The sequence below is a fragment of the Streptomyces sp. NBC_01689 genome (assembly GCF_036250675.1).
Classification (GTDB): Bacteria; Actinomycetota; Actinomycetes; order Streptomycetales; family Streptomycetaceae; genus Streptomyces.
This window is the reverse complement of the sequence record NZ_CP109592.1, coordinates 4,039,434-4,063,970: the sequence shown is the minus strand read 5'-3', so window position 1 is coordinate 4,063,970 and position 24,537 is coordinate 4,039,434. Positions and strand designations below refer to the sequence as shown.

Sequence of the window (24,537 nt, the reverse complement as noted above, 5' to 3'; positions counted from 1 at the left end):
TTGACGCCGTCCGGCGGAAGGCGAAGAGCCTAGCCGGGCGGCGTCGGCGTGCGCGCCCGTTTCCGTAAAACCACTGGGGCAAACGGGGTGTGAGCTTTCACACGCAACTGAGAATTGCCTCGACGCGTCCGGTTGCGGCAGAGTCTCAGTCCTGTCAGGCCCCGCATACGACACACCTGTACCCCCAGCGGTACGGAATCACAGGAACCTCAGAACTCCATAGAGCCGTCGTATGCCGCCCGCGCACCATGCGGCGCTCCCCGAGCGGGAGTTGCCCACCGGGCCCGCGCCTCCCGTGACCATGCAGTGCGGAGGCCAGCGCCAGGGGCAAGATTGCGTCCGCGAGGGTCACCTAAGCGGGCGATGCTGGAAGGAAACCGTGTGAGCCGGATTTCGGTCCGGGGATTCGCAGTGGCTTCGGCCACCGCGGTCACCGCCGTCGGTGCCGTTACCGGTGTTGCCTCGGGCAGCACTGGACAGCCGTCGAACGACGCCGAGGCAACGGCGAGCGACTCGACCCTCCTCGCGGACATACCTGCGGGTCAGCAGGCCCAGGTGCAGACCGCGTCCCTGACGCAGCAGGCCGACGCACAGGCCATCGCCGCGGACGCGAGCGCCAAGAAGGACGCGGAGGAGGCCGCCCGTCTGCAGGCGGCCAAGGACGCCGTCGCCAAGCAGAAGGCTGCCGAAAAGGCGGAGAAGGAAGCCAAGGAGCGCAAGGAGGCCAAGGAGGCCGCCAGCCGTTCCGCGGCGCGTGACGCCTCCACCTTCTCGGTCCAGGCCTCGTACACCACCGCGCAGATCCAGGCGATGGCCGCTTCGATGGTCCCCAGCGGACAGTTCCAGTGCTTCAGCAACATCGTGAACCACGAGTCCAGCTGGAACTACCGCGCGGTCAACGCCTCTTCCGGTGCGTACGGTCTCTTCCAGGCCCTGCCCGGCTCGAAGATGTCGTCCGTCGGTTCCGACTGGCAGACGAACCCGATGACCCAGATCAAGTGGGGCCTCAACTACATGGACAGCCGCTACGGCAGCCCCTGCGAGGCCTGGTCCTTCTGGCAGGCCAACAGCTGGTACTGAGCCGCACGCCGCATCCCGGCCGCTCAACCTTCCGGAGCCCCTCCCCGTCCTACGGTGAGGGGCTTCGGCCATGTACGGTCGGAGCCGACGACTCCAGGGGGGAGTGGTGGGGCGGAGCGGGGGAAGAGGACCGATCATGTCGCGAGTGCCAGGGTGGCTCGGCCGGCTCGGCGCCGGACTGACCGAGCTCGGGGAACGGTTGGACGAACGCCGTGCCGAGGTGGAGAAGGAGTCCTCGGGCGCGCTCGACGTCGACGACACCTTCCGCACCCGGCCCGTACGGGACGCGGAGGAATCCGCCGGCACCGTCGCCCGCCACACCGGTGACCCCGGCCCGGACGACCCGGGCCGCACCCGGACGACCGCTCCGGACGCCGCGGACCCGCCCCCGCCCGCCACCGCTTCGGCCGCGTCCGTGGACGCGGCGCAGGCCGGGACCGTGACCACGGCTCCGGTCGACCAGGTGTACGAGCGGGCGGCCCGCCCCGATCCCGCCATGGCCGTGCCGTGGGGCGTGCGGGTCGCGGCCGAGGCCGGCTGGCGACTGCTCGTCCTCGCCGGCACCCTGTGGGTGCTGATGCGTGTCATCAGCGCCGTGCAACTGGTCGTCCTCGCCTTCGTGGCGGCGCTGCTCATCACCGCGCTGCTCCAGCCGACCGTGGCGCGCCTCAAGCGTGCCGGGTTCCCGAGAGGGCTCGCCACCGCGCTGACCGCGATCCTCGGCTTCGTCATCATGGGGCTGGTCGGCTGGTTCGTGGTCTGGCAGGTCCAGGAGAACATCGACAACCTGTCGGACCAGATCCAGGACGGCATCGACGAGTTGCGCAAGTGGCTCCTCAACAGCCCGTTCCATGTGACGGACAAACAGATCAACGAGATCGCGAAGAACCTGCGGGACGCGATCGGCGCGAACACCGACCAGATCACGTCGGCGGGGCTCGAAGGGGTCACGGTCATCGTGGAGGCGCTGACCGGCATCCTCCTCACGATGTTCTCGACGCTGTTCCTGCTCTACGACGGCAAGCGGATCTGGGAGTGGACGCTCAAGCTGGTGCCCGCGGCGGCACGGCCGGGAGTGGCGGGAGCGGGGCCGCGAGCGTGGCGGACCCTGACGGCGTACGTGCGCGGCACGGTGATAGTGGCTCTGATCGACGCCATCTTCATCGGCCTCGGAATCTACTTCCTGGACGTCCCGATGGCCGTTCCGCTGGCCGTCTTCATCTTCCTCTTCGCGTTCATCCCACTGGTCGGCGCGGTGGTGTCCGGGGCGCTGGCCGTCGTGGTCGCGGTGGTGACGCAGGGAGTGTTCACCGCGCTGATGACGCTGCTCGTGGTGCTCGCCGTGCAGCAGATCGAGGGCCACATCCTGCAGCCGTTCATCCTCGGCCGGGCGGTGCGGGTGCATCCGCTGGCGGTCGTGCTGTCCGTCGCGGCGGGCGGGCTGGTCGCGGGGATCGGGGGCGCGGTGGTGGCGGTGCCGCTGGTGGCGGTCACCAACACGGTGGTCGGGTATCTGCGGTCGTACGCGCGGGAGCCGGCGCAGCGGTACGCGCCGGGACCGCGGGGTGCCACGGCGTCGGAACAGCCGCCGCCCTCGCCCTGACCCGGGGGCTGCGCCCCGGACCCCGCCAGGGGCGCTGCGCCCCCTGGACCCCCGCCTTCGCCCGAAGGGCTCGTCCTCAAGCGCCGGACGGGCTTGAAATCACTCAGCCCGTCCGGCGTTCGAGGACGAGGCCGTCCAGGCCGACCCGGGGGCCCGACGGCGAAGGCCCCGCCCACCGGGGAGGTGAACGGGGCCTTCGACGGTGGGGCTACTGCGCGAGAACGGCCTCGGCGTCCAGCGTCGTCCCGACCGCCTGCACCACCGCGGCGATCTTGAACGCCTCCTGGATCGTCTCCCGGTCGACCCCCGCCTTGCGGAGCACCTGCTCGTGCGAGTCGAGGCACTGCCCGCACCCGTTGACCGCGGACACGGCCAGCGACCACAGCTCGAAGTCGACCTTCTCGACACCGGGGTTGCCGATGACGTTCATCCGCAGCCCGGCCCGCAGGGTGCCGTACTCGGGGTCCGACAGCAGGTGCCGCGTGCGGTAGAAGACGTTGTTCATCGCCATGACCGCGGCGGCCGACTTGGCGGCCGTGTACGCCTCGGGCGACAGGTTCGCCTTCGCCTCCGGCTCCAGCTCACGCAGCACCCGCGGCGAACGGGAGGCGATCGCGCACGCCAGCACCGTCCCCCACAGCTGCTGCTGCGGAAGGTCGGAGTTGCCGATGACGGAGCCCAGGTTGAGGCGCAGGTCCTTCGCGTAGTCCGGTACGGCGGACTTCAGTTCGTCGAGGGACATGGAGGGTCACTCACCCGCCAGGAGCGCCACCGGGTCGAGGGTGTTCTCGCCCTTGGTCCAGTTGCACGGGCACAGCTCGTCCGTCTGGAGGGCGTCCAGGACCCGCAGGACCTCCTTCGGGTTACGGCCGACGGAGCCGGCGGTCACCATGGAGAACTGGATCTCGTTGTTCTGGTCGACGATGAACACGGCGCGCTTGGCGAAGCCGTCCTCGCCCTCGATGCCGAGGTCCCGCATGAGCTCGTGCTTCGAGTCGGCCATCATCGGGAAGGGCAGGTCACGCAGGTCGTCGTGGTCCTTGCGCCAGGCGTGGTGCACGAACTCGGAGTCGCCGGAGAAGCCGAGCACCTGGGCGTCGCGGTCGGCGAACTCGTCGTTCAGCTTGCCGAAGGCGGCGATCTCGGTCGGGCACACGAAGGTGAAGTCCTTGGGCCACGCGAAGATGACCTTCCACTGACCCTCGTAGGTCTTGTGGTCGATCTGCTGGAACTCCTGACCCTTCTCCAGCGAGACACAGGCGGTCAGATCGAACTGGGGGAACTTGTCACCGACAGTGAGCACGAACTCTCCTTGCAGCGAGGAAACGCCCCTTTTGAGGACCTTTCCCTTGGGTTGGACGGTGCCGATCGTGGCACACGCTGCATTGATTAGGGAAATTGATACACTCTGTCGCGTTGATCGGGTGCAACTATCAGTGACGATGAGTGAGAGGCGGCCGCCATGGTGAGCCCCGTCGGCGGCAGAGCGAGCGGCAAGGGTGCGGGGCTCCCCAAGGGGAACGGGCGCCGGCAGCCCACCCTCGCCCAGTTGCGCGCCTTCGCCGCCGTCGCCGAACACCTGCACTTCCGGGACGCGGCCGCCGCGATCGGCATGAGCCAGCCCGCCCTGTCGGGCGCGGTCTCCGCCCTGGAGGAGACGCTCGGGGTGACGCTGCTGGAGCGTACGACCCGCAAGGTGCTGCTCTCCCCGGCGGGCGAGCGTCTCGCCGTACGCGCCAGGGCCGTACTGGACGAGGTCGGCGCCCTCCTGGAGGAGGCCGAGGCAGTGCGCGCGCCGTTCACCGGAGCGCTGCGGCTGGGCGTCATCCCGACCGTCGCGCCCTACCTCCTGCCCACGGTCATCGGGCTGGTCCACGACCGCTACCCGGACCTCGACCTCCAGGTCCACGAGGAGCAGACGGCCAGCCTGCTGGAGGGGCTGGCCGTCGGCAGGCTCGACCTGTTGCTCCTCGCGGTCCCGCTCGGCATGCCCGGAGTGGTCGAACTGCCGCTGTTCGACGAGGACTTCGTGCTGGTGACGCCGCTGGACCACGAGCTGGGCGGACGGCAGGGCATCTCTCGTGACGCCCTGCGGGAGCTCAACCTGCTGCTGCTCGACGAGGGGCACTGTCTGCGCGACCAGGCCCTGGACATCTGCCGGGAGGCAGGGCGCGCGGAAGCTCCCGTCACCACCACCGCCGCGGGGCTGTCCACCCTCGTGCAGCTCGTCGCCGGCGGACTCGGGGTGACCCTGCTGCCGCGCACGGCCGTCAGGGTCGAGACGACCCGCAGCGACCAGCTCCTCACCGGGTACTTCGCGGACCCGGCGCCGACCCGGCGGATCGCGCTGGTGATGCGCGGGGGAGCGGCCCGCGGGGCCGAGTACGAGGAACTGGCCGCGGCGCTCAGGGAAGCACTGCGGCCGCTGCCCGTACGGATCCTCTGACCGGCGCCGGTCCCGCGACCGGTAGGGGGTGCAGGACGGGGGAGCCGTACGGTTCCCCTTCCCGTACGGCTCCCCGACGTCACCGGCGCGTCATCACTCCGTGCGCAGGCCGTCCGGGCGCATCAGCCGCAGCAGGGCCGGCAGGCTGAGCAGCGTCACGGCGACGACCACTCCCGCGCCGATGCCGGTCATGGACAGCACACTCCACCAGTCCACGCTCACCGCCGTGGCGGTCATCTTCAGCAGGACCACGCCCAGGGTCAGACCGACCGCCGAGGCGAGCAGCAGGCCGAGCGCGATCGGGATCGCGGTCTGCCACAGCACCGAGAGGCTCAGGGTGCGGCGCCGGGTGCCGAAGGCGACCAGGGCCGACAGGAGCTTCTTACGCTCGCGCAACTGCTCCAGCTGGGACACCAGAAGGCTCGCCCCGATCAGGAAGAGCACGCAGGTCGCGCCCCCGAACAGGCCGGTGCGGATGGAGGTGAACTTCCGGGACTGCTCGCTGGCCGCCCACACCATCGGCTCCGAGAGCGGTGAGACGGTCGCCGCCGTGTTCCGTACGAACTCGCGTACGTCCGGCACCGATTCGTCGAGCTTCAGATAGAGCTGGCCCTCGACGACGGACAGGGCCTTGGCGGGCAGCGCGCTCGGCGTGATCAGGAAGCCGCCCCGCTTCACACCGGTCGGGTCGGTGCGCGACACGGCGTGCCGGAGGCCACCGGGGAGGGTCCAGGCGACTTCCGCGCTGGGCAGATCTCCGTACGAGGGATCGATGTAGAGCGTCCGGCCGGGCTTGTCCATCTTCGGGGTGTCCGTGTCGTACTCGCCGCCCCGCACGGCGAAGACGTCTCCCTCGTGGCACGAGGGCAGTGTGGCCACCTCGCGCAGGTAGGCGCAGTCCCCGACGGTGATCTGGGCCGAGTGCTCGGGATCCTTCCGGCGGTCCCCGGCGTAGCCCTCGGAGAACGCCGAGACCTGGCGTACGCCCTTGGTCTCGCGGAAGCTGCGGGCGGCCGGTTCGAGCGGAGTCCCGCTCGGCACGCGCACCTGCATCTGCGCCCGGGAGACGTCCTTGTGGGTCTCCCTCGTGTACGAGCTCTGCACGCCGGCGAACAGCAGCTGCAGCGCGATCGCCCCGGCCACCGCCACCGCAATGCCGTTGACCATGCGGGCCGCCGTGCCGCTGCTCAGCTGGAGTCGGCGCACGGCGAGCTGCCAGGCGACCGGTCCGGAGCCGAGCCGGGCCACGACGGCCTCGACGACCCAGGGCAGCAGCGCGGTCACGCCGACGAGCAGCAGGACGACGCCGCCGGTCACCAGGTACTGGTTGAAGTTCCCGTTGGAGTGCCCCTTCCCGACCATCGGGTAGAGCATCGCCAGTCCGCCCAGGGGCAGCAGCAGCCGCCACCACAGGCGGCGCCGCGCGGGCCGCGCCGTACGCACCACACCGAGCGGCTCGATGACCACCCCGCGCAGCGCGAGCAGGGTGACGAGCACCGCCGCGGCCGGGACCGCGACCGCGACCAGCACGGCGAGCACGGGCGAGGGGTTCATGTAGCTCGGGAACACGCTGATGTCGAGGACCTCGACGGAGCCCGCGAGCCGTCGGCCGATCAGGAAGAAGACGGTGCCGAAGACCAGTCCCAGCACGGCGCCCGAGAGCGCTTCGCCGGCGGCGATCCGCCGGGTCATCCGGCTGTCGGAGCCGACCAGCCGCAGCGCCGCGAGCCGTCGGTCGCGCCGCTCGCCGCCGAACCGTACGGCCGCCGCGATGAAGACACCGACCGGCATCAGCAGCACGACGAAGACGACGAGGACGAGCATGAGCAGGACGGGGTCGAGCGGTTCGCCGGAGGACTGGTCCGGTTCACCGAACCGGTCGATACGGGTCACGCCGGGGGTGTCCACATGCGACTCCAGCCCCTTGCCGCCCCGGTAGAAGGCGAGTTCGGCCGAGCCGATGAGACCGCTCTCGCCGATGGTGGCGGTGACGCGGTCCGGCAGGCGCTCCCGCAGGAGCTTCCCCTCGTCCGAGGCGAGCAGCTTCTTCAGCGCGGGGGAGACCACCATCTCGCCGGGGGCGGGGAACCTGTCCAGGCCCGGCGGCAGCGGGGCCCGGGCCCCCTCGGGCTCCAGTTCCCGGCCCCGGACGTCCTTCTCGCGGTAGGTGGTGTCGGCGTTCGCGACCAGGACGGTGTTGCCTGCCCTGGTCTTGTGGGACTCGGTGTAGTGGATGTCCGTACGGGCCCGCTCGCGGTCGTGCCGGACCGACAGGGCGTTGGGTATCGCGGTGGTCAGGAGCAGCAGCGCCACGCCGAGGCCGACGCCGACGGCCGTCAGCAGGACCCGGGTCCAGCCCTCGCGTCCGCCGACGAAGGCGAACCTGGCGCCCATGGCCAGGTCCCGGTACCACTGGCGCACGTTCATATGACGCGCTCCATGTCACGGGACTTGCCGTCACGTACGACGATCTCGCGGTCCGAGTAGGCGGCCACCCGCGCCTCGTGGGTGACCAGGACGACGGCGGCGTTGGTGGAGCGGGCGGCCTCGGTCAGCAGCTCCATCACGCGCTCGCCGTTGAGCGAGTCGAGCGCGCCGGTCGGTTCGTCCGCGAACAGCACGCGCGGGCCGGTGACCAGGGAGCGGGCCACGGCCACACGCTGGCCCTGGCCGCCGGAGACCTCGCCGGGGCGCTTGGCCCCGAGGTCGTCGACCTCCAGGCGCTCCATCCAGGTGAGGGCGGTGCGTTCGGCCTCCTTGCGGCCGGTGCCGTTCAGGCGCAGCGGCAGGGCGACGTTCTCGACACAGGTCAGTTCGGGCACGAGCTGGCCGAACTGGAAGACGAAGCCGAAATCGCTGCGGCGCAGGGCGCTGCGCTGCGCGTCGTTCATGGTGGCCATCTCCTGTCCGGCGTACATGATCGAGCCGGAGTCGGGCGGCACGATGCCGGCGAGGCAGTGCAGCAGCGTGGACTTGCCGGAGCCGGAGGGGCCCATCACGGCGACGACCTCACCGGGATGGATCGAGAACTCGGCGCCGTCCAGCGCCGTGGTGGGGCCGTAGCTCTTACGGAGTTCCGACGCGGTCAGCAGGGAGCCGGGGGGAGGGGTCATCGGGTCGTCACCGCCTCACGGAGTCTGTCGAGGCGGGCGGCGGTGAGTTCCAGCCACCGCAGGTCGGCCTCGAGGTGGAAGAGCGCGTGGTCGCAGATCAGCTGGTCGGCGAGGTCGCCGTGGCGCTTGCGGTCGGTCAGGATGCGCATCATGCGCAGGTGTTCCGAGCGCTGGGTGTCGAGGACGTCGGCGGCGTCGCGTCCGGTGAGGAGGGCGAGGACGACCTTGGTGTACAAGGTCGACTGGAGGTACGGCTCGGGCTTCTCGGGCGTGGCGAGCCACTGCTGCACGTCGGTGACACCGGCGTCGGTGATCGCGTACCGCTTGCGGTCGGGGCCGCCGCCCGCCTCTATCCCGTCGACCTCCACGAGGCCGTTCTTCAGCAGTCGCGACATCGTCGAGTAGACCTGGCCGTAGTGCAGCGGCCGGTCGTGACCGAACTTCTCGTCGAAGGCCCGCTTGAGGTCGTAGCCGTGGCGGGGGCCGGACTCCAGGAGTCCGAGGAGGGTGTGACCGATGGACATGCGGAGCACTCTACACACGGGGTATACACCCCGCGTATACATGCCGCGCATAGGTCGTGGCGGGGAGCGACGGTGTCCAGGTCAGGAGGCATTGTCACGGTTCTGTCACCGGGCCGGCGCCCGTCCGCTCCCGTCGCTGGGGGCTCCGCCCCCAGACCCTCGCATCGGCCTGGACGGCCTCGTCCTCAAGCGCCGGACGGGCTGATGGTGTCGGCCGGCGCTGAAAGGGTGGTGGCCACGTGGCCTCTTCGGCGCGGGCGCGCATCTTCAGCCCGTCCGGCGCTTGAGGACGAGCCCTTCGGGCGATACGGGGGTCCGGGGGCGGAGCCCCTGGCCCGGGAGCGGAGCCGGAGGCGAGGGCGGCGCCCGGTCACGGCTCCGGACGGTCGGTCGTCGGGGGCCGCCCCCGTCGGGGGATCGGCCCCGCGCCCCCCGGCAACCGCCCCGCCTCGGACAGCGCCCTGCGCAGCAGGAACTCGATCTGCGCGTTGGCGGAACGCAGTTCGTCCCCCGCCCACCGGGCCAACGCCTCGTACACGAGCGGATCCAGCCGCAACAGCACCTGCTTGCGCTGCTGCGGCCGCCGCCGCGGCGCCCCGTCCTCGCCGGATGGCTCCGTCACTGGTAGAGGGACCCCGCGTTCAGGACCGGCTGGGGTGTCCGGTCTCCGCACAGCACCACCATCAGATTCGACACCATCGCCGCCTTCCGCTCCGGATCCAGCTCCACGATGTCCCGCTCGGTGATCCGGGCGACCGCCGCCTCGACCATCCCGACCGCGCCGTCGACGATCTGCCGCCGTGCCGCCACGACCGCGCCGGCCTGCTGCCGCTGGAGCATCGCGGAGGCGATCTCGGGAGCGTACGCGAGATGCGTGAAGCGCGACTCGATGATGGAGACGCCGGCCGCGTCCACCCGCGCGCGCAGTTCGACGGCGAGCTTCTCGGTGATCTCCTCGGCGTTGCCGCGCAGCGAGAGGCCCTCCTCGTCGTGGGCGTCGTAGGGGTACTCGATCGCGATGTGCCGGACGGCCGCCTCGGTCTGGGTGGCGACGAACTCCAGGAAGTCGTCGACCTCGAAGCTGGCCTGCGCGGTGTCCTCGACCCGCCAGACCACGACCGCCGCGAGCTCGATCGGGTTGCCGTAGGCGTCGTTGACCTTGAGGACCGCGGTCTCGTGGTTGCGCACCCGGGTCGAGATCTTCACGCGGGAGGTGAAGGGGTTCACCCAGCGCAGACCGTCCTGGCGGATCGTCCCCCGGTACCGCCCGAAGAGCTGGACGACCCGCGCCTCGCCCGGCGCCACCGTGTTCAGGCCGCACATCGCGATGAACGCGGCGAGGCCGACAAGGATGCCGCCGACGATCAGCGCGGCCTTGCCGCCGGTCGCGGTGACCGCGGTGGCGGCCACGATCATCGCGGCCCCGAGCAGCAGTCCGACCAGTCCGAGCAGCAGGGCGAGCCCGCCGCCGATGCTGTGCGCGGCGAACTCCCGCACGCGGGGGGCGGGTATCGCCGGTGCTCCGGCGGCGGGGCCGGCGGGTGCGGGGCCGGTGGTGGCGCCGTGGCCGGAATCGTGCGTGGAGCCGTTCGCCGGATCGTTCGTCGAGTCGTGCCCGGAACCGTGCTCGGACATGGTGCGCCCCCGTCTCTGGTGACCTAGCGGGAAGTTATCTAAGTGATAGCACTTTACCCCGTGCGGCAACCTTCCACTCCTCTCGTACGTCGGATCTGGTGGGACTCATGCGCGTTGCGTGCTGATTGTCACGTCCGAGGAAGTACCCATCGGCGACGCTTTGTCCCGGCACGTGGTGTTAGTTTGCTGAGCTGACCTCAGCGGCGAACCTGTGTACGGCACCAGAACGAACACGGCACCGGCCGTGTGAGTGAACCCGGCAGGACGCGCGTACAAGAGAGCGCGACCCGAGACCGAAGCGGAGCGGACGGAGCCATGGGACGAGCGGACGAGAGACGAGCGCGGCAGCGCGGTGGCCGTCGCGCCGCGGCCGGGGGCTCCTCCGGGACCAAGCCCCGCCGCAGCGGCATACGCAGGATCCTGAACTGGAAGACGATCCTCGGCACGTTCCTGGGCTTCTGCCTGCTCGGCATGGGCGCCTTCCTCGTGCTCTACATGGTCGTGTCCATACCTCAGGGCAACGCGGCGGCGCGGCAGCAGAGCAACGTCTACAAGTACAGCGACGGTTCCACCCTGGCCCGTACCGGCAAGGTCAACCGCGAGATCGTGGGCCTGGACAAGGTGCCCAAGCCGGTCCAGCTGACCTTCGTCGCCGCCGAGAACAAGTCCTTCTACAAGGACTCCGGCGTCGACCTGCGGGGCACCGCCCGCGGTCTGCTCAACACCCTGTCGGGCAAGGGCAAGCAGGGCGGTTCGACGATCACCCAGCAGTACGTCAAGAACTACTACCTCAGCCAGGACCAGACCGTCACGCGCAAGCTGAAGGAACTGGTCATCGCGCTGAAGGTGGACCGTCAGCAGTCCAAGGACGACGTCCTCGCCGGCTACATCAACACCAGCTACTACGGCCGCAACTCGTACGGCATCCAGGCGGCGGCGCAGGCGTACTACGGCAAGGACGCGAGCGACCTCACGGTCGAGCAGGGCGCCTACCTCGCCTCGCTGCTGCAGGCCCCGAGCCAGTACGACTGGGGGGTCGCCACCGCCACCGGCAGGCGGCTGGTCACCGCCCGCTGGAACTACACCCTCGACAACATGGTCGAGGAGGGATGGCTGGACGCGGCCAAGCGCCAGACCATGAAGTTCCCGGTGCCGCAGGACCCCAAGGGCGTCCCCGGCATGGAGGGCCAGACCGGCTACCTCGTGGACGCGGCCAACAACGCCCTGGCCGACCAGCTCGTCAGCCAGGGTTCGGCCGGAAGCTACGAGGACGCCAAGGCGATCGTCGACGCGGGCGGCTGGACGATCACCCTCAACATCGACAAGAAGAAGCAGACCCAGCTGGAAGTCGCCGTCAAGACCAAGCTGAGCAGCAAGCTGGACGGGAAGAAGCGGCGGGTCGACGGTGACGTCGAGGCGGGCGCCGCGTCCGTCGACCCGAAGACGGGCAAGGTCGTCGCGATGTACGGCGGCGAGGACTACTTCAAGCACTACGTCAACAACGCGACCCGCCGGGACTACCAGCCCGCGTCCACCTTCAAGCCGCTGATCTTCGCCGCGGCCCTGGAGCAGGGGGCCAAGACGCAGGACGGCCAGGACATCACGGCCGACACGATGTACGACGGTACGAGCGGGCGGCCCGTCAAGGGCAGCACCATCCCCTTCGCGCCGCCCAACGAGGACGACCAGAGCTATGGGCCCGTCTCCGTCCAGACCGCGATGAACAAGTCCATCAACTCCGTCTTCGCGCAGATGGGCGTCGACGTCGGCATGGACAAGGTCCTCAAGGTCGCGGGCGATCTCGGGATGCACACGGAGAAGCTGCAGCCGGTGCCGGCGCAGACGCTCGGTTCCATGGGCGCGAGCCCGCTGGAGATGGCGGGCGCCTACGCCACCCTCGACAACCATGGACGCAAGGTCACCCCGGCCGTCGTGGCCAAGGCCGAGCACAAGGACCGCACCGTCCGTTTCGCGGACCCGATCGGGGACCAGGTCGTCACCCCGGAGGCGGCCGACACGGTCACCTCGGTGCTCACCGGCGTGGTCAACGACGGTACGGCCCAGGTGTCGGTGGCCCAGGCGTCCGACCGCAACGGACAGCAGGTCGCGGGCAAGACGGGTACGTCCGACAACAACAAGTCGGCCTGGTTCACCGGTTACACACCGAACCTGGTCACCTCGGTCGGCCTGTTCGGAGAGGTGCCCAAGGACCGCAAGGACTCCGCCGGCAAGAAGGTCAAGCAGGGTACCCAGGTGTCGTTGAAGGGCGCCGCGGGCGGCGGCCGTGTCAACGGCGGTGGCTTCCCCGCCCAGATCTGGGCCGCCTACACCTTCAACGCGATGGGCAGGGTCACCGCCTTCGACCTGGACACCACCCAGGGCGCGGCGATGGAGCCGACACCGAGCGACACGCCCAGCCGGACGCAGAGCGAGACGCCGTCGGAGACGCCGACCACCCAGAAGCCGACTACCCGGCCGCCGAAGACCAGCAGCCCCCCGACCGAGACGTCCGAGTCGCCCGTCGCGCCGACGACGACGCCACCGCTCACCCCGAGCCAGACCCCGACCGACGGGGACTCGACGGGCCCGTTCGAGCCGGACGACCAGCAGCAGTAGGGCGGAGCGGGACGTGCGAGGAGGGGCGCCCGGTGCACACCGGGCGCCCCTCCTGCGTGTCCGGACGGCTCAGCCGCCGTTGACCTCCTTGGCGATCCGGTCGCCGATCTCCTTGTCGACGTTGCGCCAGTACTGCACCGCGCGGTCCAGGACCGGGCGGGAGACGCCGGCCTTCAGATGGCCGGTGACGTTCGACACGAGACGGTCGCGGGCCGCCGCGTCGAGGACCTGGCGGACCATCGTGCCGGCCTGGCCCCAGTCGTCGTCCTCGCGGTGCAGCTTGTACGCCTCGCGCACCAGCTCACCGGCGGTCTGCCAGCTCGCCGGGTCGCCGAAGCGGGAGAAGTCGGCCGCGGGCCCGCCGTAGGAGTTGGGCGCGTACGGCCGGGCCGCGTTCGACGGCTCGTACCGCATCGGCCCGTCCTTTGCGTACGAGTTGACCGGGGAGTGCGGCCGGTTCGGCGGCAGCTGGGTGTAGTTCGGGCCGATCCGGTACCGGTGGGTGTCCGGGTACGAGAACAGCCGGCCCAGCAGCATCTTGTCCGGCGAGGGGCCGATGCCCGGCACCAGGTTGGACGGCTCGAAGGCGGCCTGCTCGATATGGATGAAGTAGTCCTCCGGATTCCTGTCCAGCGTCATCCGGCCGACGTCGATCAGCGGGTAGTCCGCGTGCGGCCAGACCTTGGTCAGGTCGAAGGGGTTGAAGCGGTAGTCCGCCGCGTCCTCGAACGGCATGATCTGGACCTTCAGGCTCCAGGTCGGCGCGTTCCCGGACTTGATCGACTCGAACAGGTCCCGGCGGTGCTTGTCCGCGTCCGTCCCGGCCAGCTCGTCGGCCTCGGACTGGGTGAGGAACTCGATCCCCTGATCGGTCTTGAAGTGGTACTTGACCCAGAACCGCTCACCGGCGGCGTTGATCCACATGTAGGTGTGCGAGCTGTACCCGTTCATGTGGCGGTAGGTCTTCGGGATGCCCCGGTCGCCCATGAGCCACGTCACCTGGTGAGCGGACTCGGGGGAGAGGGTCCAGAAGTCCCACTGCATGTCGTTGTCGCGCAGCCCGGTCACGGGGCTGCGCTTCTGCGAGCGGATGAAGTCCTGGAACTTGATCGTGTCACGGACGAAGAAGACCGGCGTGTTGTTGCCCACCATGTCGTAGTTGCCGTGCTCGGTGTAGAACTTCAGCGCGAAACCGCGCGGGTCGCGCCAGGTGTCGGGTGAGCCCTGCTCGCCGGCGACGGTGGAGAACCGCGCCAGCATCTCGGTGCGCTTGCCCGGCTGGAACAGGTCGGCCTTGGTGAACTGGCTGACGTCATTCGTTACTTCGAAGAATCCGTACGCGCCACTGCCCTTGGCGTGCACCACACGCTCGGGAACCCGCTCCCGGTTGAACTGGGCCATCTTCTCGATGAGGTAGTGGTCCTGGAGCAGGATCGGGCCATCGGGTCCGACGGTCAGCGAGTGTTCGTCGCTCTCCACCGGAATCCCGACGTTGTCCGTGGTGTACGGAACCTTCTGGGGTGCCTGCGTCACGAGCGTCCTCCCGTCGGAGAAGAGGGTGTTTAGGTCGCTTCGTCCACCCCAGCAGTCAACTCCGCCGACGGGATGTCGGCAACTTCTGGACACGGTCCAGCTCTGGTCCGGTTCCGGAACCCGTACGGGGCCGCTCCGGGGTGTGGCCGGTCGGGTACCCCGTCAGCCCCGGCCCAACTCGAACCAGACCACTTTTCCGGTGCTCAGCCGGGTCGCACCCCAGCGTCTGGCCAGCTTGTTGACCAGGTAGAGACCGCGTCCGTCCTCGTCCGTGGCGCGCGCCTGCCGCAGCCTCGGCAGCTGCGGCACGTCGTCGCCGACCTCGCAGCGCAGCACGTCCGTCCGCAGCAGCCGCAGCGTCACGGGGCGTGACGCGTAGCGCACGGCGTTCGTCACCACCTCGCTGACCAGCAGTTCCACGGAGTCGCTCAGGTCCTCCATGCCCCAGCGGGACAGCGCGCGGCGCGCGAGACGCCGGGCCCGCCCGGGGGCCGCGTCCTCCGGCTCCAGGTACCAGTACGCCACGTCACTCGGCGCGATCCCGTCGAAGCGGGCGGCGAGCAGCGCGATGTCGTCGTCCCGGTCGCCGGGACCGAGCATGTCGAGCACCTCGTCGCAGAGGGCTTCCAGCGGCGGCGAATGGTCGGGTCCGGTGAGCTGCGCGGTGGCGGCGAGCTTCTCGCGCAGCTGCTCTATCCCGGTCCAGACGTCCCTGAGCCGGGACTCGACCAGGCCGTCCGTGTAGAGCAGCAGCGTGGCACCGGCGGGCGCGTCCAGCTCGACCGCCTCGAAGTCCACCCCACCCACGCCGATGGGGGCGCCCGGCGGCACGCGCAGCACCTCGGCCCGGCCGCCCAGATGCAGCAGGACCGGTGGCGGATGGCCCGCGTTGGCGATGGTGATCCGGTGCGAGACCGGGTCGTAGACGGCGTAGAGGCAGGTCGCCATGCGGTCGGTCCCCAGCCGCTGCGCCTGCTCGTCCAGATGGTGCAGCACCTCCTGCGGCGGCAGGTCGAGGCCGGCCAGGGTCTGCGCGGTCGTCCGGAGCTGGCCCATGATCGCGGCCGAGGTCATCGAGTGGCCCATGACGTCCCCGACGACCAGGGCGACCCGGCTGCCCGGCAGCGGGATCGCGTCGTACCAGTCACCGCCGACCCGCGCGGTCTCCGCGGCCGGCAGATAGCGGGACGCGAGCCGCACGCCCGTGGGCCGCGGCAGGGTCTCGGGCAGCATGGTGCGCTGCAGCTCGTCGGCGATGTAGGCCTCACGGCCGTACAGCACCGCCTTGTCGATGCCGAGCGCGCTGTGCGTGGCGAGCTGGGCCGCGACCAGCAGGTCGTCGGACTCGAACGCCATCCGCTCGGGGCGGCGCACGAAGAGCGCGGCCCCGATCACCCGGCGCCGCCCCCGCAGCGGAGCCAGGATCGCGCGCTGGCCGCTGGGCACGGCCAGCTCGTCGCCCAGCAGCTCCGGCAGCGCGGCCCGGGCGGCGGGCGCGTCCGCGAAGACGGGCCGCACCCCGCGCAGCACCTCGGCGAGGGCGCCACCGGGACGCACCTCGCACAGCTCGGCCGTCATCGCCGACAGCTCGCTGGGCTCCGGCCGCAGCGCGGGCAGGAAGCCGTTCTCGGTGTCGCGTTCCTCCGGGATCCGGTCGGTGCGCCGCAGCCGCAGCACGAGGGGCCCGGTGGGCCGCTCGTCGCCGACCGGCAGCGGATCGCGCAGATAGACGAGGATCGCGTCCGAGAAGGTCGGCACGGTGGCGCGGCACAGACCCATCACGATCTCGTCGAGGTCGATACCGCGGGCGATCCGCCGGGTCGCCGCGCCCACGAAGCGCAGCCGGTCCCCGTCGCGCCGCATCGGCATCGGGCCCGTGTGCGGCACCGCCTGTCCGGTACGCCGGTCCTTGCCGCCGCTCGCCGGCGCGCGGTCCTGGTCGACCGGCTGGGCCGGGATGCCCTCGGGCGCGGGGCGCGGGCGGTGCGGATCGGGCTCCGCGGCCGACGGCTGCGAGTGCTCGGGACCGGGGGACGCGGGCGGTGTCGGCGCGCCGGTGCCGGAGGGAGACGGCGCGTCGGTGCTCGCGGAGGCCTGGGTGCCCGGCGTCCCGGGCCGGCCGTGGGGCGCGGCGGGTCCGGCCGGGGCGTCACCCGAACGGGCGGGCTGTGCGGGTAAACCGCCCGGCGCCCGCAGCACCTCGGGGGTATGCAGGAGCGCCCCGCGGGGGTCCGCGGGGGTGGAGGGCCGGCCGGCGCCGCTCTGGCGGCGCTCGTGCGAGGTGGGGTGCTCCGTCACGCGTGTCGAATCCATCCGTCCGGGGCTGCGCGCCGTGCGTGCAGTTCGTCCCGCAGCCCCGATACCCGGAATGTGTGCCCCAGGAACGGAATCTGCGCGTCGTGCGAGCCGGGCCCGGCGTGTGCCGACGGGAACGCCGTCGTCCCAGCGGGCCCGCGCGACCCGTCGGGCCGCCCGCCGACCGTACCGCCGTGGCCCTCGTACCCCTCGCTCACGTCCTGCCGCCCCTCGGTGACGTATGGTCAAGCCCAGCGCATGCCGCGGTAGTTGCTGCTGTGCGCCCTTGCGGAGGACGATCCTACGGTTGTACCACGGGGGCGCATCAAGGGTCTCATGAGGACACGTGCGCGGGCGTACGGTCCCAGTCATCGGGCAGGGCCGGAACCGGCCACGACGGATCCGGACGCCAGTGCTGCCAGCCGTCCGCGAACGGCGTGCCCCAGGCGCGGATCACCTCCACCGCGCGCAGACCCGCCTCCCTCACCTGCGCGGCCAGTCGAGTATCCATCAGTCCGGCCCGCTGCGCCTGCGCGAACTCGTCTTCGTCGAGCCAGCGCCAACTGTGGTCCGGGTGCACGGAGATGTCCAGGAAGTGGTCCTCGGAGTCGACGCCGCCCTCCCAACGGGTCAGCGGGGCCTCCAGGTTCACGTACCAGTTCTTGAAACGCCACCCCGGTTCCCAGAAGAGCCATACCGACCAGGGTTCGCCGGGACGCGCCAGCTTCAGCACCCCGGTGCCGAACCAGCGGTCCCGGCGCACCGAACGCGCCTTGGTGTAGCGGGACTCCAGCGGTTCTCCGTGCACCGGGGTGCCGTCGGCGAGCACGGGCTTGACGCATTCGGTGCCGGGCGCCATCCATACCGCGAGCAGGTCCGCGTCGTCCCGTACGACGGTCACGGGACGGCAGATGTGGAAGCGCTCACCGGCGTTCTCCCGGTACCGCCACAGGATGTGACTCCCGGGGGCCCAGTACGTCGCCGGGCCGCCCGTTGCCACTCGTCTCACCGCTCCACCCTCTGCCATGAACAGATATTAGGTGCCCCAGGCACGCGACGCTGCGGTGCGCGTCACGGTTCCCGGCATGGCGCGCAGGGCGTAACAGAGGTGTCATCCGGCGTTCGCCGGTGCGGGGGGTGGTGTCACGGATGCGTCATCCGCAGGACATCCAGCGCCTCGTCCAGCTGCTCCAGGGTGAGGTCGCCCCGCTCCACGTACCCGGAGTCGAGGACGACCTGGCGGATGGTCCTGCGCTCCGCCAGCGCCTTCTTGGCCACCTTGGCGGCCTCCTCGTACCCGATGTACTTGTTGAGCGGTGTCACGACGGACGGCGACGACTCGGCGTACTCGCGGGCCCGTTCGCGGTGCGCGACGATCCCGTCGACGGTCCGGTCGGCGAGCAGCCGGGAGACGGCCGCGAGCAGCCGGACGGACTCCAGGACGTTCTTCGCGATGACCGGGAGCATCACGTTGAGCTCGAAGTTGCCCGCGGCACCGGCGACCGCGACCGTCGCGTCGTTGCCCGTCACCTGGGCCGCGACCATCAGCACGGCCTCGGGGACGACGGGATTGACCTTGCCCGGCATGATCGAGGAACCCGGCTGCAGGTCGGGGAGGCTGATTTCGGCCAGGCCGGTGCGCGGTCCGGACGACATCCAGCGCAGGTCGTTGGCGATCTTCGTCAGTCCGACCGCGATGGTCCGCAGCTGTCCGCTCGTCTCGACGATGCCGTCCCGCGCGCCCTGCGCCTCGAAGTGGTCGCGGGCCTCGGTGAGCGGCAGTCCGGTGTCCCGCGCCACCTCCGCGATCACGGCGGCGGAGAACCCGGGCGGCGTGTTGATGCCGGTGCCCACGGCCGTCCCGCCCAGCGGCAGTTCCGCGAGCCGGGGCAGCGAGGCGTTCAGCCGTTCGATCCCGTAGCGCACCTGGGCCGCATATCCGCCGAACTCCTGTCCGAGAGTCACGGGGGTGGCGTCCATCAGGTGGGTGCGCCCCGACTTCACGACGTCGGCGAACTCCCGCGCCTTGCGTTCCAGGGCGGTGGCGAGGTGGTCGAGCGCGGGGACGAGGTCCCGGGTCACCGCCGCGGTGGCGGCGATGTGGATCGAGGAGGGGAAGACGTCGTTCGAGGACTGCGAGGCGTTCACGTGGTCGTTGGGGTGGACGTCCTGGCCGAGCCGCTCGGTGGCGAGCGTGGCGATGACCTCGTTGGCGTTCATGTTCGAGGACGTGCCGGAGCCCGTCTGGAAGACGTCCACCGGGAAGTGCGCGTCCCAGCGTCCCTCGGCGACCTCGGACGCGGCCTCCTGGACCGCCTCGGCCACGTCCTTGTCGAGCACCCCGAGCCGGGCGTTGACCTTGGCCGCCGCCGCCTTGATCCGGGCGAGCGCCTCGATGTGCGCGCGTTCGAGCCGCTGCCCCGAGACGGGGAAGTTCTCCACGGCCCGCTGGGTCTGGGCCCGCCACTTCGCGTCCGCGGGCACCCTGACCTCTCCCATCGAGTCGTGCTCGATCCGGTACGGGGCTGCTGCCTGTTCATCGGCCATTGCCGGTCACCTCCAGTGGGGACAGCATCGGGGACGGGTCCCGTGTTCCCGGACGCCGGTGCGGTGCTCCCGCGTCCCGGCGGGAGTCACCGCCGGACGGCGCCGAAGGGGGCCGCGCCGACGGGTGCGGTGCACGCGACGCGGCCGGCCACCTCGGCGCAGGCCTCCGCTCCGCGCGGGCTCGCCGCGGCCAGCATCGGGCTGCTGTAGCCGTCCGCCGGGTCGCCCGGATAGGTGGCGGACAGTTCGTCCCGGCCGGCCCGGACGGAGATCTCCCGCGCCCCGCCGGCTCGGGTGCGGACCTCGGACCAGACCGTGGAGCACGACGCGGAGAACCGCAGCAGCACGACCTCGCCCGCGCGCCGCACCGCGCTCTCCGTACGCGCGTCACGGCCACAGGTCTCGGAGGTGGGGAACAGTCCCTGGCAACCGTGGCCGCGGCAGGAGGCGGCGGCGGGCGCGGGATCGGTGTCGAGGACCTCGGCGGCGCCCGCGGTGACCGCCATCGTCGCGGCCGCCACCGCCGCGAGGGCGATGACGGCGCGGTGCGGCGACCGGACGCGCCGGCCCCGAACCGGCGCGTCCGGGGCCTGGCCCTGTGGTGACGGGACCCGTGGGGGCGGGGCCTGCGCGGGCAGGCCGACCGCTCCGCACCGGCTCCTGGACACGGCGTCCCACAGGGAGAGCAGGGGACCGGGATCGGTCTGCGCGAGCCGGCCGAGGGACTCGACCGCCGAGCGTGGCGGGAACTGATCGCCGTTCAGATAGCGGTGCCAGGTCGACTTGCTGAACGGGGTGACGGCGGCCAGCGCGGCCAGGCTCAGCCCGGTCCGCTGCCTGAGCCCCCGCAGCCGTTCCACCAGGAATTCCTCGTCGGGTCGTTCCGCGTCGTCCGAGGGGTCGGGCAGCAGCGGCTGTCTCTTGACCGTCACGTGGCTCTCCATCTCGCTCCCTCACCGTGCCGGGGTGGCCGCCTGATCCGTTCCCTCTTCGCGTGCCCGCGCACACCCGGGTCGCCCGAATGCGAACCGGATGATGAAGGGGAGTTGACCTGTGGTTCCGGCACCGGTGGGGTGGTCGGGTGGTCGGCTGATCGACTCGTAGGACCTCCTGACGGGGTGGACCCCCACCCCGTCAGGAGGCGTCGGAACTCAGGAGCCGGGCGCCGGCACGCCCGTCAGCACCAGCGGACGCCACCGCCGGTGCGGACGTAGTGCGCGGACACGTACCCCCGGTGGTGGGCCAGGCGGTACCAGCGGTGGTTGCCCCGGACGGCGGATCCCCGCTTCTTGCAGGACAGCGACACCACGTGTCCGTCCGGACGCGAACCGACGACCCGGTAGGCGGTGCCCGGTCCGGAGCGGACGAGCAGCCGCGTGTGGTGGGTCGTCACAAGGCCCCGTACGTGGTGGTGGGCGGCGTGCCGGACGGCGGTGGTCCGCGCGGCCGGGACGGTGGAGGCGACGGCGGTCGCCGGGAAGACGGCGGCGACCGCGACCGCGGCCACGAGCCCCTTGCGCACCATGCGACTGATCATGCTATTTCCCTCCGAGATGACCTGCGGACCACGGGTTGCGATCCGGTCATTGCGGAGTGTTCACGGCAAAGCGCGCAAAGATGCCGTCCCACTGTTCCTGGGACGAAATGGGACATCGTGCAGGTGTGTGACCTGCGCGGTCCGGGCGTCCCGGGACGGCCGCCGGGACCGCCGGGGTGCCGGAGGGAACGGCGGACGGAAGCCGGGACGGAGCGGAAAGGGAGCCGGAAGGGAGCGCGAAGGGGCGTGGTGGGGCGGCGCGGGGGTGGATCGACTCCCCGGCCGCCCCGAGAGGCGCTACGCGAGCCCGGGGCCCCGCACCGGGATGTGGGTGAACGTCGGCTCGGGGGCCGGGTTCTGGAAGAAGTCGTTGCCCTTGTCGTCGACCACGACGAACGCCGGGAAGTCCTCGACCTCGATCTTCCAGACGGCCTCCATGCCGAGCTCCTCGTACTCGACGACCTCGACCTTCTTGATGCAGTCCTGGGCGAGACGGGCGGCGGGTCCGCCGATCGAGCCGAGGTAGAAGCCGCCGTGCTTGTCGCACGCCTGGGTGACCTGCGCCGACCGGTTGCCCTTCGCGAGCATCACCTTGGAGCCGCCCGCCGCCTGGAACTGCTCCACGTAGGAGTCCATGCGGCCGGCCGTCGTCGGGCCGAAGGAGCCGGACGCGTAGCCCTCGGGGGTCTTGGCCGGACCGGCGTAGTACACCGGGTGGTCCTTCAGGTACTGCGGCATCTCCTCACCCGCGTCGAGCCGCTCCTTGATCTTGGCGTGCGCGATGTCGCGGGCCACGACCAGCGGGCCGGAGAGCGAGAGACGGGTCTTCACCGGGTACTTGGTCAGCTCGGCGAGGATGTCGTCCATCGGCTGGTTGAGGTCGATGCGCACGACGTCGCCCGACTCGTCGAGGTGCTCGTCGGTCGTCTCGGGCAGGAAGCGCGCCGGGTCCGTCTCCAGCTGCTCCAGGAAGACGCCCTCGGCGGTGATCTTCGCGACGGCCTGACGGTCCGCGGAGCACGACACGGCGATCGCCACCGGGCAGGACGCGCCGTGCCGGGGGAGGCGGACCACCCGCACGTCGTGGCAGAAGTACTTGCCGCCGAACTGCGCGCCGATGCCGATCTTCTGCGTCAGCTCGAAGACCTTCTGCTCCAGGTCCTTGTCCCGGAAGCCGTGGCCCAGCTCGGAGCCCTCGGCGGGGATCTCGTCCAGGTAGTGCGCGGAGGCGTACTTCGCCGTCTTCAGGGCGTACTCGGCGCTCGTCCCGCCGACCACGATGGCCAGGTGGTACGGCGGGCAGGCGGCCGTGCCGAGCGAACGGATCTTCTCCTCCAGGAACTTCATCATGGAGGACTCGTTCAGGACGGCCTTCGTCTCCTGGTACAGGAAGCTCTTGTTCGCGGAGCCGCCGCCCTTGGCCATGAAGAGGAACTTGTAGGCGCCGCCGTCGGTCGCGTACAGCTCGATCTGCGCCGGCAGGTTCGAGCCCGTGTTCTTCTCCTCCCACATGGTGAGCGGAGCCATCTGCGAATAGCGCAGATTGAGGTTCTTGTAGGCGTCGTAGATGCCGCGGCTCAGGGCCGACTCGTCGCCGCCCTCGGTGAGGACGTTCTGCCCCCGCTTGCCCATCACGATCGCCGTGCCGGTGTCCTGGCACATCGGCAGGACGCCCGCGGCCGCGATGTTCGCGTTCTTCAGCAGGTCCAGGGCGACGAACTTGTCGTTGGCCGACGCCTCGGGGTCGTCGATGATCCGGCGCAGCTGGGCCAGGTGGGCGGGCCGCAGATAGTGCTGGATGTCGTGGATCGCCTCGGCGGCGAGCGTGCGCAGCGCCTCCGGCTCGACCTTGAGGAACGTCCGCCCGTCGGCCTCGAAGGTGGAGACACCCTCGGAGGTCACCAGCCGGTACGGGGTGGTGTCCTCTCCCTGGGGGAGCAGATCGGTGTACGCGAACTCAGGCATCTTCGCCCATTCCTCACTTGATTTCTCGGTGCTCGGTTCGCCTCGGGGGCGCCGAGGCCCTTACCGGGAGCCCGACCACGCTCACTCGGCGGAGGCCGGCCTCCGTCAGCGGGCGTCCACCAGCCTAGAACCTGGTGCGGGCCGTGAGCCTGTGAGGTAAGGCTCAGTTCGGGACGACCTCTTCGCCCCCACCCCTAGTCGCGATCTATCGCGTTTGGGTACGCTGCTGCCGTGGACCTTCAGAAGCGCACCGAAACCCGTGCCGCCGACGCCGAACTGCGCGCCTCGGACGCCGACCGCGACCGGATCGCCGACATCCTGCGCGAGGCCCTCGCCGAGGGGCGCCTCACCTCCGACGAGCACGCGGAGCGGGTCGAAGGGGTGCTGGCCACCAAGACGGTCGGTGAGCTCGACCAGTTCGTCCGGGACCTGCCCGCCGCCCACACGGGCCGCGGCGCGGCGGCCTACGCGAGCGCGCCGAACCGCCCCCGGCTCGGCGCCGTCCCGGCGGAGCCCGACGAGAACGTGGTCGCGGTGTTCAGCACCGCGATGCGCAAGGGCCGCTGGCGCGCGGGCCGCCGTATCCACGCGTACGCCGTCTTCGGCAGCGTCGAGATCGACCTCAGCGAGGCGATCTTCGAGTACCAGCAGGTGGCGATCAAGGCGATCTCGGTCTTCGGCAACGTGGAGATCCGCGTCCCGGAGAACGTGTCGTTGCGCAGCAGCGGAGGCGGGGTCCTCGGCAACTTCGAGGCGGACACACTGGATTCGGGCGACCCCGACGCCCCCGTGATCTACGTCGAGGGCCTCGCGGTGCTGGGCAACGTCGAGGCGCGGCCCAAGCGCGGCAAGCTGGTCGCGGACATCCTCGACCGCGCGATGGACCGGGTGGACCGGAGTTTGCGCAAGCACCTGGACCGTTGACGCGAGTGAATCCCACGACGTGCGGGACGCGCCGGTCCGGTGCCGTGCGCGCCCCGTCGTGAACGCCGGACTCCGCTCTTGGGACTCAGTGCATAGGCGCGCGCACAGCGGGTAGGCCTTGCTGCATCGTCTCTTGGAGGGCGCCGCGGGAGTTCCCGCGGGGCCCGGCACGCTCGCGAAGCCGTCGTCAGGAGTAGACCGTGCTGCAACCGCCGCATCAGTCCCTGCAGGTAGCTGCCGTTCCGGCCCAGCGGGCGCCAGTGCGGGACAGGGATCAGGAAGCCCCATGGCACACGGAGGCGGTGTGCCGGCGGGACGAGGCCGGCCTGTTCTTCGCCCCTTCCAAGGAGCCCACGGCGTCCCGGCTGTCCCGCGAGGAGGCGGCCAAGCGCGTCTGCGCCCGCTGTCCCGTGATGGTCGAGTGCCGTGAACACGCGCTGCTGCAACCCGAGCCGTACGGGGTGTGGGGCGGCCTGACCGCCGCCGAGCGCCGGGTGGTGCTGGCCCGGCGCCGCCGCCGCGACCTGGAGCTGAAGAAGGCCGCGCGCGGCCCGATAGCGGCGGCCGGCTAGCCGGAACGCGACGGGAAAGGGGCGCCCCCTCCGCACAGGGGGCGCCCCTCATCTCTGTCTTCTCCGTACGCACGGGGTTCTCCGTACGCACGGGGTTCTCCGTACGCGCGGCTCCGGCCCCCGGACGCGCACCCCGGACGTACCGCC

Annotated in this window: 20 protein-coding genes; 6 read left to right on the top strand and 14 right to left on the bottom strand. The window is 70.9% G+C overall.

Going from position 1 to position 24,537, the window contains the following annotated elements; all coding sequences use genetic code 11:
* Positions 1–363: 363 nt before the first annotated feature.
* Positions 364–1,080 (top strand): transglycosylase SLT domain-containing protein, encoded by a 717-nt coding sequence (locus tag OG776_RS17105; RefSeq protein WP_148010252.1) that lies wholly within the window; start codon positions 364–366, stop codon positions 1,078–1,080.
* 136 nt (positions 1,081–1,216) lie between these two features.
* Complete coding sequence (locus tag OG776_RS17100) at positions 1,217–2,683, top strand: AI-2E family transporter (RefSeq protein ID WP_329326455.1); 1,467 nt, start codon at positions 1,217–1,219, stop codon at positions 2,681–2,683.
* A 208-nt stretch (positions 2,684–2,891) separates the two neighbouring features.
* Here the strand turns inward: OG776_RS17100 and OG776_RS17095 are convergent, their stop codons facing one another.
* Both OG776_RS17095 and OG776_RS17090 read right to left on the bottom strand, forming a co-directional pair.
* Positions 2,892–3,425 (bottom strand): alkyl hydroperoxide reductase, encoded by a 534-nt coding sequence (locus tag OG776_RS17095; protein ID WP_148010254.1) that lies wholly within the window; start codon positions 3,423–3,425, stop codon positions 2,892–2,894.
* 6 nt (positions 3,426–3,431) lie between these two features.
* Entirely contained in the window at positions 3,432–3,986 is a 555-nt protein-coding gene (locus OG776_RS17090; protein ID WP_148010255.1) for a peroxiredoxin, read from the bottom strand.
* 159 nt (positions 3,987–4,145) lie between these two features.
* Between OG776_RS17090 and OG776_RS17085 the strand changes: the two genes are divergently transcribed.
* Positions 4,146–5,129 carry a LysR substrate-binding domain-containing protein gene (locus tag OG776_RS17085; RefSeq protein WP_329321459.1) on the top strand — a complete coding sequence of 328 codons (984 nt, stop codon included), beginning with the start codon at positions 4,146–4,148 and terminating at the stop codon, positions 5,127–5,129.
* Positions 5,130–5,222: 93 nt separating this feature from the next.
* Here the strand turns inward: OG776_RS17085 and OG776_RS17080 are convergent, their stop codons facing one another.
* From OG776_RS17080 to OG776_RS17060, 5 genes are all read right to left on the bottom strand, one after another.
* A complete protein-coding gene (locus OG776_RS17080) occupies positions 5,223–7,556 on the bottom strand; it encodes an ABC transporter permease (RefSeq protein WP_329321457.1) in 2,334 nt (777 codons plus the stop codon).
* The gene (locus tag OG776_RS17075; RefSeq protein WP_329321455.1) at positions 7,553–8,242 is read right to left on the bottom strand and encodes an ABC transporter ATP-binding protein; all 690 of its coding nucleotides are present in this window, start codon (positions 8,240–8,242) and stop codon (positions 7,553–7,555) included. Before OG776_RS17075 ends, OG776_RS17080 begins: the two co-directional genes overlap by 4 nt.
* Positions 8,239–8,766 carry a PadR family transcriptional regulator gene (locus OG776_RS17070; protein WP_148010258.1) on the bottom strand — a complete coding sequence of 176 codons (528 nt, stop codon included), beginning with the start codon at positions 8,764–8,766 and terminating at the stop codon, positions 8,239–8,241. Before OG776_RS17070 ends, OG776_RS17075 begins: the two co-directional genes overlap by 4 nt.
* A gap of 370 nt (positions 8,767–9,136) precedes the next feature.
* Complete coding sequence (locus OG776_RS17065; protein WP_329321452.1) at positions 9,137–9,388, bottom strand: hypothetical protein; 252 nt, start codon at positions 9,386–9,388, stop codon at positions 9,137–9,139.
* Positions 9,385–10,401 carry an SPFH domain-containing protein gene (locus OG776_RS17060; protein WP_148010260.1) on the bottom strand — a complete coding sequence of 339 codons (1,017 nt, stop codon included), beginning with the start codon at positions 10,399–10,401 and terminating at the stop codon, positions 9,385–9,387. The genes OG776_RS17065 and OG776_RS17060 overlap by 4 nt, the downstream gene beginning before the upstream one ends.
* Before the next feature lie 315 nt (positions 10,402–10,716).
* Between OG776_RS17060 and OG776_RS17055 the strand changes: the two genes are divergently transcribed.
* Entirely contained in the window at positions 10,717–13,017 is a 2,301-nt protein-coding gene (locus OG776_RS17055; protein WP_329321450.1) for a transglycosylase domain-containing protein, read from the top strand.
* Between the two features lie 69 nt (positions 13,018–13,086).
* On the opposite strand, the gene OG776_RS17050 is transcribed toward OG776_RS17055, so the two are convergent.
* The 7 genes from OG776_RS17050 to OG776_RS17020 all read right to left on the bottom strand — a co-directional run bounded on the left by OG776_RS17050 (position 13,087) and on the right by OG776_RS17020 (position 22,894).
* Complete coding sequence (locus OG776_RS17050; RefSeq protein WP_148010262.1) at positions 13,087–14,550, bottom strand: catalase; 1,464 nt, start codon at positions 14,548–14,550, stop codon at positions 13,087–13,089.
* A gap of 162 nt (positions 14,551–14,712) precedes the next feature.
* Positions 14,713–16,863 carry a SpoIIE family protein phosphatase gene (locus OG776_RS17045; RefSeq protein ID WP_329321448.1) on the bottom strand — a complete coding sequence of 717 codons (2,151 nt, stop codon included), beginning with the start codon at positions 16,861–16,863 and terminating at the stop codon, positions 14,713–14,715.
* Between the two features lie 316 nt (positions 16,864–17,179).
* The gene (gene fomD / locus OG776_RS17040) at positions 17,180–17,872 is read right to left on the bottom strand and encodes a cytidylyl-2-hydroxypropylphosphonate hydrolase (RefSeq protein ID WP_148010263.1); all 693 of its coding nucleotides are present in this window, start codon (positions 17,870–17,872) and stop codon (positions 17,180–17,182) included.
* A gap of 116 nt (positions 17,873–17,988) precedes the next feature.
* Positions 17,989–19,392, bottom strand: coding sequence for a class II fumarate hydratase (locus OG776_RS17035; RefSeq protein ID WP_148010264.1), 1,404 nt, complete (start codon positions 19,390–19,392; stop codon positions 17,989–17,991).
* Positions 19,393–19,478: 86 nt separating this feature from the next.
* Complete coding sequence (locus OG776_RS17030; RefSeq protein ID WP_329321446.1) at positions 19,479–20,324, bottom strand: helix-turn-helix domain-containing protein; 846 nt, start codon at positions 20,322–20,324, stop codon at positions 19,479–19,481.
* Positions 20,325–20,569: 245 nt separating this feature from the next.
* Positions 20,570–20,929: an SH3 domain-containing protein gene (locus tag OG776_RS17025; RefSeq protein WP_329321444.1), complete on the bottom strand. Its 360-nt coding sequence runs from the start codon at positions 20,927–20,929 to the stop codon at positions 20,570–20,572.
* A gap of 297 nt (positions 20,930–21,226) precedes the next feature.
* Entirely contained in the window at positions 21,227–22,894 is a 1,668-nt protein-coding gene (locus OG776_RS17020; protein ID WP_148010267.1) for a fumarate hydratase, read from the bottom strand.
* Between the two features lie 231 nt (positions 22,895–23,125).
* Between OG776_RS17020 and OG776_RS17015 the strand changes: the two genes are divergently transcribed.
* Positions 23,126–23,818: a DUF1707 SHOCT-like domain-containing protein gene (locus tag OG776_RS17015; RefSeq protein WP_148010268.1), complete on the top strand. Its 693-nt coding sequence runs from the start codon at positions 23,126–23,128 to the stop codon at positions 23,816–23,818.
* A gap of 200 nt (positions 23,819–24,018) precedes the next feature.
* Positions 24,019–24,390, top strand: coding sequence for a WhiB family transcriptional regulator (locus OG776_RS17010; RefSeq protein ID WP_148010269.1), 372 nt, complete (start codon positions 24,019–24,021; stop codon positions 24,388–24,390).
* Positions 24,391–24,537 lie beyond the last annotated feature (147 nt).

Excerpts from the sequence above, each read along its gene's own strand:
- OG776_RS17105 (WP_148010252.1), top strand. The coding sequence starts at position 364 with ATGCTGGAAGGAAACCGTGTGAGCCGGATTTCGGTCCGGGGATTCGCA.
- OG776_RS17100 (WP_329326455.1), top strand. The coding sequence starts at position 1,217 with ATGTCGCGAGTGCCAGGGTGGCTCGGCCGGCTCGGCGCCGGACTGACC.
- OG776_RS17095 (WP_148010254.1), bottom strand. The coding sequence starts at position 3,425 with ATGTCCCTCGACGAACTGAAGTCCGCCGTACCGGACTACGCGAAGGAC.
- OG776_RS17085 (WP_329321459.1), top strand. The coding sequence starts at position 4,146 with ATGGTGAGCCCCGTCGGCGGCAGAGCGAGCGGCAAGGGTGCGGGGCTC.
- OG776_RS17080 (WP_329321457.1), bottom strand. The coding sequence starts at position 7,556 with ATGAACGTGCGCCAGTGGTACCGGGACCTGGCCATGGGCGCCAGGTTC.
- OG776_RS17075 (WP_329321455.1), bottom strand. The coding sequence starts at position 8,242 with ATGACCCCTCCCCCCGGCTCCCTGCTGACCGCGTCGGAACTCCGTAAG.
- OG776_RS17070 (WP_148010258.1), bottom strand. The coding sequence starts at position 8,766 with ATGTCCATCGGTCACACCCTCCTCGGACTCCTGGAGTCCGGCCCCCGC.
- OG776_RS17060 (WP_148010260.1), bottom strand. The coding sequence starts at position 10,401 with ATGTCCGAGCACGGTTCCGGGCACGACTCGACGAACGATCCGGCGAAC.
- OG776_RS17055 (WP_329321450.1), top strand. The coding sequence starts at position 10,717 with ATGGGACGAGCGGACGAGAGACGAGCGCGGCAGCGCGGTGGCCGTCGC.
- OG776_RS17045 (WP_329321448.1), bottom strand. The coding sequence starts at position 16,863 with ATGGATTCGACACGCGTGACGGAGCACCCCACCTCGCACGAGCGCCGC.
- fomD (WP_148010263.1), bottom strand. The coding sequence starts at position 17,872 with ATGGCAGAGGGTGGAGCGGTGAGACGAGTGGCAACGGGCGGCCCGGCG.
- OG776_RS17035 (WP_148010264.1), bottom strand. The coding sequence starts at position 19,392 with ATGGCCGATGAACAGGCAGCAGCCCCGTACCGGATCGAGCACGACTCG.
- OG776_RS17025 (WP_329321444.1), bottom strand. The coding sequence starts at position 20,929 with ATGATCAGTCGCATGGTGCGCAAGGGGCTCGTGGCCGCGGTCGCGGTC.
- OG776_RS17020 (WP_148010267.1), bottom strand. The coding sequence starts at position 22,894 with ATGCCTGAGTTCGCGTACACCGATCTGCTCCCCCAGGGAGAGGACACC.